This is a genomic window from Neorhizobium sp. LMR1-1-1.1 (genome assembly GCF_040675795.1).
Lineage (GTDB): Bacteria > Pseudomonadota > Alphaproteobacteria > Rhizobiales > Rhizobiaceae > Neorhizobium > Neorhizobium cellulosilyticum.
On the sequence record NZ_JBEGHE010000017.1, the window covers coordinates 68771 to 83001 of the forward strand.

14 protein-coding genes are annotated in these 14231 nt (G+C 58.9%); 2 read left to right on the forward strand and 12 right to left on the reverse strand.

Annotated elements, in window-relative coordinates:
• Positions 1–48: 48 nt before the first annotated feature.
• A complete protein-coding gene (locus tag MRBLMR1_RS09700) occupies positions 49–996 on the forward strand; it encodes a 2-hydroxyacid dehydrogenase (RefSeq protein ID WP_500064277.1) in 948 nt (315 codons plus the stop codon).
• Here MRBLMR1_RS09700 and MRBLMR1_RS09705 read toward each other — a convergent pair.
• From MRBLMR1_RS09705 to MRBLMR1_RS09760, 12 genes are all read right to left on the reverse strand, one after another.
• Complete coding sequence (locus MRBLMR1_RS09705; protein ID WP_500064279.1) at positions 990–1748, reverse strand: GntR family transcriptional regulator; 759 nt, start codon at positions 1746–1748, stop codon at positions 990–992. The two genes, MRBLMR1_RS09700 and MRBLMR1_RS09705, sit on opposite strands and share 7 nt — an antisense overlap.
• Positions 1749–1932: 184 nt before the next feature.
• Positions 1933–2718 carry an ABC transporter permease gene (locus MRBLMR1_RS09710; protein ID WP_500064282.1) on the reverse strand — a complete coding sequence of 262 codons (786 nt, stop codon included), beginning with the start codon at positions 2716–2718 and terminating at the stop codon, positions 1933–1935.
• Positions 2718–3902: an ABC transporter permease gene (locus MRBLMR1_RS09715; RefSeq protein ID WP_404945408.1), complete on the reverse strand. Its 1185-nt coding sequence runs from the start codon at positions 3900–3902 to the stop codon at positions 2718–2720. The genes MRBLMR1_RS09710 and MRBLMR1_RS09715 overlap by 1 nt, the downstream gene beginning before the upstream one ends.
• Positions 3902–4984 carry an ABC transporter ATP-binding protein gene (locus tag MRBLMR1_RS09720; protein ID WP_206827787.1) on the reverse strand — a complete coding sequence of 361 codons (1083 nt, stop codon included), beginning with the start codon at positions 4982–4984 and terminating at the stop codon, positions 3902–3904. The genes MRBLMR1_RS09715 and MRBLMR1_RS09720 overlap by 1 nt, the downstream gene beginning before the upstream one ends.
• Before the next feature lie 137 nt (positions 4985–5121).
• A complete protein-coding gene (locus tag MRBLMR1_RS09725) occupies positions 5122–6174 on the reverse strand; it encodes an ABC transporter substrate-binding protein (RefSeq protein WP_206827788.1) in 1053 nt (350 codons plus the stop codon).
• A gap of 116 nt (positions 6175–6290) precedes the next feature.
• Positions 6291–7010: an SDR family NAD(P)-dependent oxidoreductase gene (locus MRBLMR1_RS09730; protein ID WP_206827902.1), complete on the reverse strand. Its 720-nt coding sequence runs from the start codon at positions 7008–7010 to the stop codon at positions 6291–6293.
• A 666-nt stretch (positions 7011–7676) separates the two neighbouring features.
• Positions 7677–8846, reverse strand: a complete 1170-nt coding sequence (locus MRBLMR1_RS09735; protein WP_500064286.1) for a glycine hydroxymethyltransferase — start codon at positions 8844–8846, stop codon at positions 7677–7679.
• A gap of 11 nt (positions 8847–8857) precedes the next feature.
• Positions 8858–9586 carry an amino acid ABC transporter ATP-binding protein gene (locus MRBLMR1_RS09740; RefSeq protein ID WP_500064387.1) on the reverse strand — a complete coding sequence of 243 codons (729 nt, stop codon included), beginning with the start codon at positions 9584–9586 and terminating at the stop codon, positions 8858–8860.
• A 15-nt stretch (positions 9587–9601) separates the two neighbouring features.
• Positions 9602–10294 (reverse strand): amino acid ABC transporter permease, encoded by a 693-nt coding sequence (locus tag MRBLMR1_RS09745; protein WP_500064288.1) that lies wholly within the window; start codon positions 10292–10294, stop codon positions 9602–9604.
• Between the two features lies 1 nt (position 10295).
• Positions 10296–11042, reverse strand: coding sequence for an amino acid ABC transporter permease (locus tag MRBLMR1_RS09750; protein WP_148144696.1), 747 nt, complete (start codon positions 11040–11042; stop codon positions 10296–10298).
• An 82-nt stretch (positions 11043–11124) separates the two neighbouring features.
• Positions 11125–12033, reverse strand: coding sequence for a transporter substrate-binding domain-containing protein (locus MRBLMR1_RS09755; RefSeq protein ID WP_148144695.1), 909 nt, complete (start codon positions 12031–12033; stop codon positions 11125–11127).
• 187 nt (positions 12034–12220) lie between these two features.
• Positions 12221–12916 (reverse strand): GntR family transcriptional regulator, encoded by a 696-nt coding sequence (locus tag MRBLMR1_RS09760; protein WP_148144694.1) that lies wholly within the window; start codon positions 12914–12916, stop codon positions 12221–12223.
• Positions 12917–13322: 406 nt separating this feature from the next.
• Here MRBLMR1_RS09760 and MRBLMR1_RS09765 point away from each other — a divergent pair, with 406 nt between their 5' ends.
• A complete protein-coding gene (locus tag MRBLMR1_RS09765; RefSeq protein ID WP_500064391.1) occupies positions 13323–14171 on the forward strand; it encodes an alpha/beta hydrolase in 849 nt (282 codons plus the stop codon).
• Positions 14172–14231 lie beyond the last annotated feature (60 nt).

The following is a 14231-nucleotide window of genomic DNA, read 5'->3' on the forward strand; positions in this document are numbered from 1 at the left end:
TGAAGACAGACAAGCAGCAGCAATGAGGTCCTGATAAAGATGGAATTGATGAGCCGAACGGACGCAAAAATCGCTCACATCGCGCTGGTCAGCAGCACGCTCGACCTCACCTTTCTGAAAACCGCATTCGAGGCTTCAGGCCTGAATGTGCGGCTGAGTATATACCCCGAGCCCGGCTTCGAGGAAGCCGATGTCGCCGTGGCGTGGAACCCGCCGCACGGGCTTCTGGCCGATATGCCGAACCTGAAAATGGTGCACAGCATCGCCGCGGGCCTGGACAACATCTTTGCCGATCCGAACCTTCCCGCCATCCCCGTCTGCCGTGTCGTCGACAGCCAGCATGCGCTTGGCATGGCGGAATATGCGATCTGGTCCGTGCTGCTGTTTCACCGAGAAATGGACCGGCACCTGCAAAACGCCGCGCACAAACGCTGGGAGCGCCCCGGACAGAAAGCGGCACAGGATTATACGGTCGGCATACTGGGTTTCGGCGCAATCGGTCGTACCGTCGGGCGCAGTCTGCGCGCCCTCAACTACAATGTCCGCGGATGGGCGCGCTCGCCTAAGGAAGAGGCAGGGATCGCCACCTATTACGGCGACACGCAACTGCCGGAATTTCTCTCTGGCTGCGATGCGCTGATCTGCCTGCTTCCCCTCACCGATGCCACGCGCGGCATATTGAATGCCGACCTCTTCGCCCACCTGCCGCAAGGTGCTGCGATCATCAACATGGGGCGTGGGGAGCACATGGTGGAGGCCGATCTTCTGGCCGCGATCGACACAGGCCATCTGCGTGGCGCGGTCCTCGACGTCTTCCTCAAGGAGCCCCTTCCCGAAGAAAGCCCACTCTGGAGCCATCCCAGAATCTTCGCGACGCCGCATATCGCCTCCATGCCCAATCCGCGCGATGTCGCAGCGCAGATTTTTGAGAACGCCACGAGGGTTCTGGCCGGACAGGAGCCGCTCAATTCCGGCAGTCGTGAAAGCGGTTATTGAGCCGCAGGCGCCAGCATCACGTCCAGCGTCGACAGACCGAAGCCGGGTTCCTGCACGATCAGGCCCGGCTGATCGACAAACACATATTCGACGACTGCGGCGATATCGTCGAGATGCCGCCGCATCAGATCATGGGCGCGATCGGCATCGCCGGCAATGATCGCTTCGTAAATCGCCCGGTGCTCCTGTTCGACCTCATCGAAATAACCCGACCGCGGAATGGCGAAGCGCCTTATCCGGTCAAGCTGCCCCGTCGCGTTGTGAATGGTCTGCCAGACATCCGGGAAGCCGGCCATCGCGCAGATCAGCCGGTGAAAGTCATTGTCGACCGCAAAGGACTGGTCGTAGTCCTGACGCTTGGCCGCATCGCCCTGCAGAAACATCAGAAGATCGAAATCCCGGTCCCGCTCGGCGTCATGGGAACGCGCAGCTAACCGCACCATCCGTAGTTCCAGGCTGGAACGGATGAGATGCCCCTCGATCACGCCCCGCAGCGAGATGCTGTTGACGAAAGTGCCGCCGCTCGGCACCACATTGACCAGCCCCTCCTGCGCAAGCCTTAACACCGCCTCGCGCATCGGGGTACGCGATACGCCGAGCTCGGCGCAGGTTTCCTTCTCGCTGATCGTCGCGCCCGGCTCCATCTTCATGGTGATGATCGCATGGCGGATGTAGTTATAGGCCGTCAGCGCCTTGGGTTGACCCACCGCATTTCCGGGCAGGAAGTCGGACTGCTGCAAACGTGTGTTCATCTCGGTCCTCCTTCCCTGAAGGTTTTCAGCCAGCGCCATACCGATATATCGCGGCTTCTCCCTAGTCTCTTCTCCGCGGTTTGCAAGGAATATCGTCAGGTTTTTCAGGCAAAGCTCCGCCCCGCGGGTTTTCTGCACCCACGTGAACGCGCAGCAGGGAGACTTCCGGAACATGGCTGCGATACTAGATCGCAGCCACCTCCTTTTTCCGCCGGACGATCAACACCAAGGCAGCAAGCAGCAGCGTGCCGAAGATGAACAAGAAGGCCGCCGCCGCGATCGCCGGGCTGATATTGTCGCGAATGGTGGAAAACATCTGGCGCGCCAGCGTCCGCTGGTTCGGCCCGGCCACGAACAGCGTCAGCACCACTTCGTCCAGCGACGTCGCAAATGCTAGAACCGCACCGGTCAGGATCCCCGGCATGGCAAGCGGCAGGGTCACCTTGCCGAATACCCTTTGCGGAGAAGCGCCAAGGCTTGCCGCCGCAAGCTCCACCCTCCTGTCGATGCCCGCCAGAGATCCGGAAACGCTGACGATGACAAAAGGCACCGCCACGACCGTATGTGCGATGATGACCGCCAGATGCGTATTGGCAAGCCCGATACGCGCAAGCAAGATCTGCATGCCGATGCCGAGCACCACCGCTGGCACCACCATCGGCAGCATGAACAGCGTGCGGATCAGCCCGCCGATCATCGGCAACCGCCGCCGCAGACCGAGTGCCGCCAGCACGCCGAGCACCGTCGCCAGCGCCGTGGTTCCGAAACCGATGATCAGGCTGTTGACGATCGCCCTTTGCCAGGCCGGTGCGGTGAACAGTTCGACGAACCAGCGAAACGAGAATGACCGTATCGGATATACGAGAAGCAGGCTCGAAGTGAAGGCAAGCGGCATCATGACCAGAAGCGGAACGATCAGGAATGCAGCCATCAGCGCTCCGAAGAGCCACTGCAGTGTTTTGGCCGGCATCAGGCGCTCCTTTCCCGCTGTGTGGCGAGCCGGTCATAAACGGCATAGAGGATGATGGTGACGACAAGCAGCACGATGCCGAGCGCGCTCGCCATGCCCCAGTTTCCGGAATTCTGGGCATGGAAGGCGATGAAGGAACTGATCATCTGGTCCCCTGCCCCACCGATCAGCGCCGGCGTGATGTAATATCCGATCGCCGACATGAAGACGAGCAGCGAGCCCGCCGCGATGCCGCCGAAGCTGAGCGGCAGCAGCACCCGAACGAAAGCCCTGAGCGGATGCGCCCCGAGCGAGGCCGCCGCGGGCATCAGGTTCTTCGGGATGGTCAGGAGCACGCTGTAGATCGGCAGCACCATCATCGGCAAAGACACATGCGTCATGGCGATGATCACCCCGGTGCGGTTGAAGATCAGCGCCAGCGGACCGGCGATGATGTTCAGGTCCATCAAGGCCGAATTGATCAGCCCCTGTTCCTGCAGCAGGATGAACCACGCGGCAGTGCGCACCAGAAGCGAGGTCCAGAGCGGCAACAGCACGGCTGCCAGCAGTGCCTGCCTTTTCCAGCCCGTCGCAACCGTGATCAGCAGCGCATAGGGATAACCGAGCAGCACGCAGAAGATCGTGACTGTCGCGGAAATCCAGAATGTCCGCCCGAAGATCGCCACGTTGATCGTCTGCTCGGGCGGTTGTGAGACGATTTCACCGGTATCATTTCGCATCAGGTCTAAGGCCGCGAGAAGATAGCGATCGGTCGTCGGCGACAGGGCGTCGGTAATCGCCTTCCAGTATTGCGGCTGGCTCCATTTCCTGTCGAGCGCCACGAGGTCAATCGGCGCGTCCGGCGTCTCCTGCACGGCCCTCAGCGTCTTGCTCATCAACGTCCGGAAACCGGATTGGGCACTGTTCAACCGGCGTACCATGTCGCCGACAGCCTGTTCATCGGTTGCTGCTGCCCGCAGATCGGTGACGAATGCCGCCTGCAAGTCTGCGCCCGGCGCGCTTTCTCCATCCCAGGACGAGGCAACCTTGGAGGTCTCCGGCAAGAGCCGCGCTACCGCATTGTCCGAAACCGATTGCGTCAGCACGGAGCCGAGTGGCCAGATGAAGAACAGGCAGATGAACAGGAAAAGCGGAGCGACCAGAAGAAACGGCCCACTTTTCTTCAGAAAGCTCTTGCCGCTCATCATGCAATCACCTTGCAATCCTCGGGGCTGAAAAACGCCGTGACCTGAGCGCCGCGCTGCGGCTCCGGCGACCTGCGGTCGAGGCGCACGACATAAGATGCGTCCGCGGGACCAGCGAGCTGCACACGCAGATGGTCACCCTGATAGACACAGTCCGTCACGATCGCGGAAATGGCATTGCCCGACAGGCCTTTATTGCCGCTAAAGCCGTCCGGCAGCGAAAGCCGTTCCGGGCGAAGCGATACCGAGATCCCCTGCCCTGCCGCCAAGCCACCGGAGCCTGCGACACGCACGATATCGCCACCGTTCAGGCGGATCACGGCGGATGTCGGCTCAACCGTCTCCACCGTGCCGTCGATCAAATTCGTCTCGCCAATGAATTCCGCCACGAAACGCGTTGCCGGTTCGTCATAGACCTGTCGCGGCGTGCCGATCTGCTCGATCTTGCCCTTGTTGAACACCGCAATCCGGTCCGACATCGTCAGCGCCTCACCCTGATCATGGGTGACGAACACGATCGTCAGCCCGAGCCGCTGATGCAGCGCGCGGATATCGAGTTGCATCTGCTCGCGCAGGTTCTTGTCGAGTGCGCCGAGCGGTTCGTCCATCAGCACCACGCGCGGCTCGAAAACGAGTGCACGCGCCAGCGCCACGCGTTGCTGCTGGCCACCGGAAAGCTGCGACGGCTTGCGTTCCGACAATGTGCCGAGCTGCACCATGTCGAGTGCCGTCTTTACACGGTACGCGATTTCAGCCCTGGAAATCCCCCGCATCTGCAGCGGAAAGGCGACATTGGCGCCGACGGTCATATGCGGAAAGAGCGCGTAGTTCTGAAAAACCACGCCCATGTCGCGCTTGTGCGACGGCACATCATTGACCTTGTAGCCGTCGACGAGGATTTGGCCTTCGGTTGCGGTCTCGAAGCCGGCCAGCATCATCAGAAGCGTGGTCTTGCCCGATCCCGATGGTCCGAGAAGACTGACGAACTCGCCCTTCTCGATATCCAGCCTCAACTTGTCGACTACGCATTGCTGTCCGTAATATTTGCTGACGCCATCGAAGCGTATGCGGAATTCGGCCACGCCATTCCCCTTTTTCAGTCGCTGGATACGGTTAGCCGATCGGTCGCGCTCATCTGGCGGGCCGTATCCATCCGTTATGTCGGCTAAAGAGGGAGGCCGCATGTCTGCAGCCTCCCGGTCGTCGGGAAATGGCTTGATTACTGCGCCAGCCAGGCGTTGAAGCGTGCTGTCAGCGCTTCGGAATTGTCGATCCAGAAATCGACATTGAGCGGGATCGCGACTTTCAGGTTGTCCGGATGGGTCGGCAGGTTGACGTCGATTTCCGCCGGGATGGTCGCCGCAGCCTTCTTGTTCGGCATGCCGTAATCCACCTTCAGCGGCAGCTTGGCCTGATTTTCAGCCTGGCTCGCGAATGCGATGAAATCCAGCGCCGCATCCTTGTTCTCGGCACCCTTGAGGATCACCCAGCTGTCGATCGCATACATGCTTTCCGGCCAGACCAGCTTGAAGTTCTTGCCTTCCGCCTTGTTGATGCCGGTGACGCGGCCGTTATAGACTGCCGCGATGGAAACTTCGCCGGATGCGAGATACTGTACCGGCTGCGCACCGGCTTCCCACCAGACGATGTTCGGCTTCAGCTCGTCGAGCTTCTTGAAAGCCCGGTTGACGCCTTCATCGGTCGACAGGACGTCATAAAGTTCCGCCGGCTTCACGCCATCGGCCAGAAGCGCGAATTCGAGATTGTATTTGGCGCCCTTGCGCAGCGAACGCTTGCCCGGGAACTTCTTCGTATCCCAGAAATCGACCCAGTTCTTCGGGCCGTCTTTGAGCTTGTCGCCGTCATATCCCATTGCCAGCGACCAGTAATAGACGCCGGCACCGCACTCGTTGACGGCTTCCGGCAGGAACTCGCCCTTCACGCCGATCTTGTCCCAGTCGAGCTTTTCGTAAAGACCGTCGGCGCAGCCGAGCGCCAGCTCTTCCGCCTCGACCTGCACGACGTCCCAGTTCGGAGCGCCGGCCTTCATCTTGGCCTGCAAAACGCCGTAACCGCCGTCCCAGCTTTCTTCCAGGAAAGGTTTGCCGGACTTTTGCGAGAACGGCTTGAAATAGACGTCGCTCTGCGCCGCCTGCGCCACGCCACCCCAGCCGACAATCGTCAGGTCGCGTGCATTTGCCTGCCCCGCTATAAACGCCGTGGAGGCAAGCGCGAACATGCCGAAGGCTGCGGTCTTGAAGAGATTTTTCATTTCGTTCCCCTGATTTGGCCCGGACTGTTATCCTGGGCCTTGGACGTTGATACGGATCCTTTCGTTTCCTCCAGCAGGGTGCGCAGTTGGCCTGCGTCTATCCTTAGATGACAGGGTCAGACATGTTGTCCGCCATTGATGTGGATTTCCGCACCGTTGATGTAGGACGACTGTTCGGTGCAGAGAAAATAGATGGTCTTGGCAACTTCGATGGTCGTGCCGAGCCGACCCAGCGGCACTTCGGCCTTGACCAGTTCGTCGGTGCCTGGCGACAGGATCGAGGTCGCGATCTCGCCCGGTGCAATCGCATTGGCGCGAATGCCACGCGGACCGAATTCATGCGCCAGTTCGCGGGTCAGTGCAGCAAGCCCGGCCTTCGACGCAGCATAGGCGACACCGGCAAACGGGTGCACGCGGGAGCCGGCAATCGAGGTAACGTTGACGATCGATCCCCGTGCGGCCTCTAGTTCCGGCAACAACGCCCGCGCCAGAAGCGCCGTCGAGATGAGGTTGACGTTCATCACCTTCATCCAGGTCTCGGCATCCGTTTCCGCGACACCGAGGCGGCTGCCGCCCGGTCCCTTGGGCGAAATCCCGGCATTGTTTACCAGCGCTGCGAGCTTCCCGTCAGGCAACCGTTCACGCACTGTCGCGGCAAGCGCATCGATCGTCGATAGGTCTGCGAGATCGGCCTGGATGTGGCTTTCGCGGGCAGAGGGCCAGCGGCATTCCTCGGAAAAAGGCTGGCGCGAAACCGTCAGGATCCGCCAGCCGTGCTCCATGAACAGCTTGACCGTCGCGTGACCAATGCCGCGGCTGGCGCCGGTCAGAAGCATGTAGGGGGTGGTCGTCAATCAAAAACTCCCTGGGTCCTGCATCGGACCCGTTACCCGATATATCGGTATGTTAGCGACGGATTATTCCTTTGCAAGCGGTTTTCATACCTTCGAACGACGCAAGGCAATCTTTAATGACGATCCGCCCTTTGTCGGAATAGTGAGGCATGAGACGGCCAACGAGTGGAACGTCGATCATGAAGGATTGGCCGCAGAACATCGCGAAAAAATCGCATGTGCCCTCCGGCTCACTCATCACCCCACGATGCGAAGCGTGGAAACATCGATAACGAAGGCAAATCAGACGAAGCCCATAGCCTGTTCGGTGCCGGAGCCCTAATGAGGTGTCACCCGGTCCAATGGACCAGGGGCCGTCTGCTGTGCCAATGTCGCGCGATGGGTTTGTGCGTATGATATCCTGCAAGCACATCAACCTCATAAGCCTGGCGACCATATAGAGGCAACATCGAAGCCTTCACACTTTAATTGCCCAAACATTGCGAACGCTAGAGACACGGAAGGCCAGCTTCGTGATCCGGCACCATACGGAACGCATGCTCACGGCCCGCCAACTTTAGATTTGCCTAGGTAATTCCGGCGCGCGATGGCCCAAAGTCAAGATGCACCTCCAAAAGATACCACGCGCCCAACCAGACCCGACGAAATTCAGAGACAAAGATGAACCAGAGCTTTCGCCAGCTTCTCGGCCACCATTTGAAGATAGTCGTTATCGCAACCTTGCGCCGTTATGAACTGCGTGCCGACCCTAAGCGCATGCCGGCCAGGCAAGATTGGATTTTTGCACGTACCAACCAGAATCCCGAGCTTTTCCAAACCTTGCATCACCTGCGGCGGATTGAGATGATCCGCGAGCGGCAAAAGAATTTGATGGGTAAACTGCTCGCCTTCTGACGGAGCGATAACCTCTATGCCGCGTTCGCGTAACGCCTGTGCAAATACCTGCGAATTATGGCAAACCCTCGCAGCATATGCTTTCGCGCCAGCGCGCGTCTCCTGGAGCGTCAAGAGGAACGAGGGTAGCTTGCCGGCATCAAAATTGGCGAGGAATTTCTGATCGATGAGGGCCGCGAGCTTTTCGCCGTCGCCTCGAATACGACCTGCGATGATACTATGTGGCCGACCGGCAATCGTCTTGTAGGTCGAGCTTGTCATCACATCGACACCAAGTGAAAGCGGATTGGGAAAAGCTCCACCCGCGATCAATCCCGAGACATGCGAGGCATCGAAGACAGTCTTTGCTCCCACCTCCTTTGCAGCAGCAACCACCGGCGCAAGCTCATCCGGCTTGATCATCACCGATCGACCGAGCATGACCATGGCAGGCGCAGATTTGCGTATCGCAGCGGCAGCGGCCGCGGCGTCAAGCCGGCAGTTCTCCATATCGAAGGGCAGATCCTCGATTTCTAATCCGGCAAGATCAGGCGTACCACCGCGACGCTGGCTCAAGTGTCCGCCGTGATCGGCGGACGGTGCAAGCAGAAGATCGCCCGGCTTTGTGAACGCATGGAAGACCGCCATGTTGGCGATCGTGCAGCTTGGCAGCCGTGGCTCCGCCCATTCGGCTGAAAACAAAGCACAAATTTCAGATCGAACAGCCACTTCCAATCGCGAAACGAGATCGGTCTCCGGCTGCTCCTTGTCGAAACTCGGCCCCATGGCGGGATAGGCGCTCAGACCTGCGGAATAGGCATTTTGTGCTGCCTCGCTAGGAAGGTTTGCCCCGGCATAGAGCACGATGCGCTCACGCGACAACACCCAGCTTCGCTCCGCAGCCGCCTGCAGTAGACCGTTTTCGTTCCAGACGTCGATATCCATTTTCAAGCCAGTCAGTGTACGAGAATCTTGGAGAGGAACTGCTGTGCCCTCTCGCTGCGCGGTTTGCCGAAGAAGTCGCCCTTGTCGGCATCCTCAACAATCTCGTCGCGATCCATGAAGATCACGCGGTTCGCCACCTTGCGGGCAAAACCCATCTCATGGGTGACGACCATCATCGTCATGCCGTCACGGGCAAGTTCCACCATCACGTCCAGCACTTCGTTGATCATCTCGGGATCGAGTGCCGATGTCGGCTCGTCGAACAGCATCGCGATGGGATCCATGGCAAGCGCCCGCGCGATGGCGACACGCTGCTGCTGGCCGCCGGAAAGTTGACCCGGAAATTTCTCCGCGTGGGCGGTAAGACCGACGCGATCAAGCAGCGCCATGCCCTTCTCCATTGCAGCATCCTTCGACCGCTTCAGAACCTTCACCTGCGCAAGCGCCAGGTTCTCACGGATATTGAGATGCGGGAAAAGCTCGAAATGCTGGAACACCATCCCCACCCTAGACCGCAGAAGTGGGAGATTTGTCGTCGGCGCCGAGACAGTTGTACCGTCGACGATGATATCGCCACTGTCGATAGGCTCCAGCCCGTTGATCGTCTTGATCAGCGTCGACTTGCCCGACCCCGACGGACCGCAGACAACCACGACCTCGCCCTTGGAAATAGATGTCGAGCAATGCGACAGGACCTGGAAATCCCCGTAGGTCTTGTTGATGTCTCGAAGTGTAATCATGCTCATGGAGTGCCCCTAGCGAATGATCGCGACACGCTTCTGCAATCGTCTGACTGCCTGCGACGCGATGAGGGAAATGATGAAATAGACGACCGCAGCGAACACATACATCTCGAGCAATCGGCCATCGCGCTGGGCGATCTTGGCGGCAGCACCGAGGAAATCGGTGATCGAAAGCACATAAACGAGCGATGTGTCCTGAAAGAGAATGATGGTCTGCGTCAGGATCAGCGGCAGCATGTTTCTGAGCGCTTGCGGCAGGATGATGTAGAAGAGCGCCCGCCGGTCGGTCATGCCGAGCGCGCTGGCGGCAAGCGTTTGTCCCCGCGGCAGCGACTGAATGCCCGAGCGCACGATTTCGCAGAAATAGCAGGCCTCAAACAGGGTGAAGGTGATCACGGACGACCAGAATGGATCGATCCTGACCGGGCTGGACGAACCTGTCAGCCACTGCGCCAGGAACGGCACAAGGAAATAGAACCAGAAAATGACAAGCACGAGCGGCAGCGATCGCAGCAGGTTCACGTAGCCGCCGGCGATGGCTGACAATATGCGGTTGTCGGAAAGTCGCATGACCGCAAGCAGAGTACCGAAAATCATGCCGCCGATCGTGGCGCAAAGCGTCAGCGTCAGCGTGAACGACATACCCGTCAGGAACAGATAAGGAAGCGCGTGGACGATGGTTTGAAAATCGAAACCGGACAGCATCTCAGCGCCCCCGTCCAGCGATACGATTGCCGAGCCCCGGAATGACTGCCGCTTTCTCGACAGAACGCATGGCAAAAACGATGACCATGTTGAGCGCCAGATATAGAACCGTTGCAGCTGCGAAAGCCTCGAAGACCTGGAATGTGTTCTCCTGCATGGCGCGGGCGGTACCGGTGAGTTCCACCAGACCGATCGCAATGCCGACCGAGGTGTTTTTGGTGCAGCTCAGAAATTCCGATGTGATAGCCGGCACGACGATGCGATAGGCGACAGGCAGAAGAACGTAACGATAGGTTTGCGGCAAGGTCAGGCCAAGTGCCTGTCCGGCCATCTTTTGCCCCCTGGAAAGGCTAAGCAGGCCGGCGCGCACCACTTCGGCCATACGGGCAGCATGGTAGAAACCAAGGCAGACTGCGGCCGTGTAGAATTGGGCGTTGGGAAACTGTTTCAGCCACATTCCCGCATCCCGTGGCAACACTTCCGGCAGCACGAAGTACCAGAGGAACATCTGCACCAGCAGCGGGATGTTGCGGAAGACCTCGACGAACACCATGCCCGACGTCTGCACCCAGCCGATTGGCGCAGTACGCGCCACGCCGACGACGGAGCCAAGAACGAGCGCGATGGTAAACCCGACGACTGCGGTTGCCGCCGTCCAGCCGAGCCCCCAGAAAAGGGTCGTAAGATACGTGTTGGTACCATCGAGCGAAGGCTCGAAGAAGATCCACCAATTCCAGTGATAATTCATGGGGGGTGTCCGTCGAATAGCAGATCCTCCCGGCCGCAGTTCCGGCTCTGGGCCGACGCTGCGACCGGGAGGGTAAAAAATATCAGCGATAGAGATCCGGGTTCGGATCGTCGGTCGGGTTGGCGATGACCTTCTTCAACTGGGCTGACATCGGGAAGTTCATGTTGATGCCCTTCGGCGGAATGGGCTGGGTGAACCACTTCTCATAGATGCCGTTGATCTCACCGCCCTTGTAGAGGCCTTCGATCGTCCCGTTGACCAGAGACTTGAAGCCGTCGTCATCGCGACGCAACATGATACCGTAGGGTTCAACCGACAGCGGATCAGACGACATCTGATAATCCTGCGGCGCCTTGGACGTGGCAGCAGCGCCGGCGATAGAGACGTCATCGAAGATCAGCGCCACAGCGCGATCGGTCTCCAGCGTCAGCATACCTTCGGCAAGATCCTTGGCCGAGAGGATTGTGAGGCCAAGGTTTTCGGCCGTGTTTGCCGCGTTGATCAGCTTCACGCTCGTTGTGCCGGAAAGTGTCACGACCGTCTTGCCCTTGGCGTCTGCCATGGAGGCGACAGGCGCACTCTTTTTCGACAGGATGCGAATGCCGGCAACGAAATTGGTGGTAGAGAAAGTCACCTGTTTCTGGCGTTCGACATTGTTGGTTGTCGTACCGCATTCCATGTCGATCGTGCCATTGACAAGAAGCGGGATGCGGGTTGTGCCCGTGACCGGCATATAGCTGACCTTCAGATCCGGCTTGCCGAGCTTGGCCTTTACCGCATCGACGACGCGTGCGCAGATGTCCATCGCGTAACCGATCGGCTTCTGCTGATCGTCATAATAGGAAAAGGGTACAGCGCCATCCCGGTGACCGACCGTTATCTCGCCGCGCTCGGCGATCTTGGCGAGAGTGGCGCTCTCTTCGGCGGCATGCGCAGGCAATGTGGCAAGCATCAGCGTCATCAGCGACGCTGCGAGCAGTTTGATCGTCATGAAAGTTCCCCGGTTTGTTGATCCCCCGCCGCTTGGCAGGTGAACAGGCCTGTTATTGGACCCATGCTTGGGGAAGCCGCTTCGCTCGTCAACCAAAAACAGAATAATGAATTATGAATTTATTTTTCTGCCCAAAGCTTCGGCGAGAAATGAATATATGCTTCAATATTGACCTGCGATCGCCTCTTTAAGAGCCACTCTCCGCAGCGAATCTTGGCCCGTTGAGATCGTTCATCGAATGACGAACAGCCTCTGCCGTGTTCAACACGTGCAGTTTCATGATCGCTGAAAGACGTACCTTGTCACGAACACCGAGTGCAAAAAGCATCTCATTATGGTCATCGAGCGCCTGCTTCCAGTCATCGGGAAGCTGGCGCATCGTGTGGCGGATGTTGCGGATCTTGAGTTCCATGTTGCGGTAAAGCGCAGTCAGGGCCGCATTGCCTGCGGCATCGAAGATTGCCATGTGAATGGCACGATTGAGCATGGCATATTCCAGCCGGTCGGATTGGTTGAATGCGGACAGCATACGCTCATGCATCTGCCGGATTTCTTCGACCTGCGGATCGGTGATCCTGTCACAGGCGAGTTCGCCGGCAAGCGCCTCCATGGCTGCAATGATCGGGAACAGCTCGGCCACTTCTTCTTCGTCGAGGATCGCGACCCGGGCACCTCTCTGCGGTAGAAGCTCGAGCATGCCTTCGGCGGCAAGCGCCTTCAGAGCCTCTCTGAGTGGAGTGCGAGAGATATCGAACCTGTCACACAGTTCTTTTTCCGGGATCTTCTGACCCGGTTCCAGATGTCCATCGACGATCATCTCGCGGATAGCGTCGACAATTTCGCTATGTAGCGTGCGTCGCACGCCTGTGGTCCCAGAGATCAAGCTCGGCTCCCATCACGTTCGTAAGCGACAGCTAGTCTCAACCGAGTGAATTGTCATCCGATAACCCACAGAATATCCGCGCTGATGATTGTTGTTTGCAATCAAATCGGGCCAGAAGGCTAGACCGCCGCTAACAGGATCTACGGATACCAAGCCTCAGGCGCATTGCATCCGGGAAAACAGGCGCGCTGACTGGAGTAAAGGCATACAAGGCGCCGATGTCGAACTCATGCCTGTTTCTTTGCAAAAACCTTGCCGAAGCGACGCGCTTCAACGCAAATAGAGAGGTACCATAAACTACTGATCTCTGATAGATTTTCCTTAGAATCTCGTCGAGCCAAGCTGTGTTCTGCCAAGCGGCTCAGCATAACGCCATCGGACGAAAATGACCTCTATTATGCAAGGCATGAGTGAATGGCAGCCGGTTAATCTGCCTGGATCACAAACATTCGAAGTGCACTCTCAACGCACGGGTGAAATCTACCGAATCCTAGTCCGCGCGCCCTTGAGGCCACCTCCACAGGCAGGCTATCCGGTTTTGTGGATGCTGGACGGGGACGCGAGCTTCCCACTCGTCTTTAGCAAGCCTGCAGGCGGGCTTTCCCCCCCGGCATCGACACCGGCAGATCTGGGCACGGGTCTGACCGTTGCAATCGGCTTTCCCGGCGGCGCACCGTTCGATGCGCCCGCACGATCCAGAAACTACACACCGCAGCCGGATCAGGAGACCGGCGACATCGTCTCCAGTGTCTTCGGCGGAGCCAGGGATTTCCTGCATTTCCTCGTGGAAGAACTCCGTCCGGCGCTTTCAGCGCTCTATCCGCTGGACCTAACCCGCAACACCCTCTTCGGCTTCTCCTATGGCGGGCTCTTTACCGTCCACACTCTGCTGCACTGTCCCGGCCATTTCCAGCGATATTGGGCCGCAAGCCCGTCACTCTGGTTCAGCGACGCGTTGATGATGCGCCGCATGCGCGAGGATGCGTCGACGAGAGCGGCCGAGCGGCTTGTGATCACAGTCGGCAAGGACGAGCAATATGCAACGCACGCTCTGCCGGCCGGACGGCAGGACCACCTGTCGCGCCGGGCCATGGTCGACAATATCACGGAAGCTGCCGGCCTGATCGCCCGCGCCAACCCGACCATGAAGGTCGATCTGATCGTCGCTGCCGATCACGACCATTTCGACATGCTGCTGCATGGTGTCCGGCGCGCGCAGGCAATGGCCTTCACCGAGGCGGATTCGGCCGACTGAGATCGACCGCAAAACGAAAACGGCCCGGAACATTGGTTCCGGGCCGTCTTTTTGAGATTT

Excerpts from the sequence above, each read along its gene's own strand:
- MRBLMR1_RS09700 (WP_500064277.1), top strand. The coding sequence starts at position 49 with ATGAGCCGAACGGACGCAAAAATCGCTCACATCGCGCTGGTCAGCAGC.
- MRBLMR1_RS09705 (WP_500064279.1), bottom strand. The coding sequence starts at position 1,748 with ATGAACACACGTTTGCAGCAGTCCGACTTCCTGCCCGGAAATGCGGTG.
- MRBLMR1_RS09710 (WP_500064282.1), bottom strand. The coding sequence starts at position 2,718 with ATGCCGGCCAAAACACTGCAGTGGCTCTTCGGAGCGCTGATGGCTGCA.
- MRBLMR1_RS09715 (WP_404945408.1), bottom strand. The coding sequence starts at position 3,902 with ATGAGCGGCAAGAGCTTTCTGAAGAAAAGTGGGCCGTTTCTTCTGGTC.
- MRBLMR1_RS09725 (WP_206827788.1), bottom strand. The coding sequence starts at position 6,174 with ATGAAAAATCTCTTCAAGACCGCAGCCTTCGGCATGTTCGCGCTTGCC.
- MRBLMR1_RS09730 (WP_206827902.1), bottom strand. The coding sequence starts at position 7,010 with ATGCTTCTGACCGGCGCCAGCCGCGGCATTGGTCACGCGACGGTCAAG.
- MRBLMR1_RS09735 (WP_500064286.1), bottom strand. The coding sequence starts at position 8,846 with ATGGATATCGACGTCTGGAACGAAAACGGTCTACTGCAGGCGGCTGCG.
- MRBLMR1_RS09740 (WP_500064387.1), bottom strand. The coding sequence starts at position 9,586 with ATGATTACACTTCGAGACATCAACAAGACCTACGGGGATTTCCAGGTC.
- MRBLMR1_RS09745 (WP_500064288.1), bottom strand. The coding sequence starts at position 10,294 with ATGCTGTCCGGTTTCGATTTTCAAACCATCGTCCACGCGCTTCCTTAT.
- MRBLMR1_RS09750 (WP_148144696.1), bottom strand. The coding sequence starts at position 11,042 with ATGAATTATCACTGGAATTGGTGGATCTTCTTCGAGCCTTCGCTCGAT.
- MRBLMR1_RS09755 (WP_148144695.1), bottom strand. The coding sequence starts at position 12,033 with ATGACGATCAAACTGCTCGCAGCGTCGCTGATGACGCTGATGCTTGCC.
- MRBLMR1_RS09765 (WP_500064391.1), top strand. The coding sequence starts at position 13,323 with ATGAGTGAATGGCAGCCGGTTAATCTGCCTGGATCACAAACATTCGAA.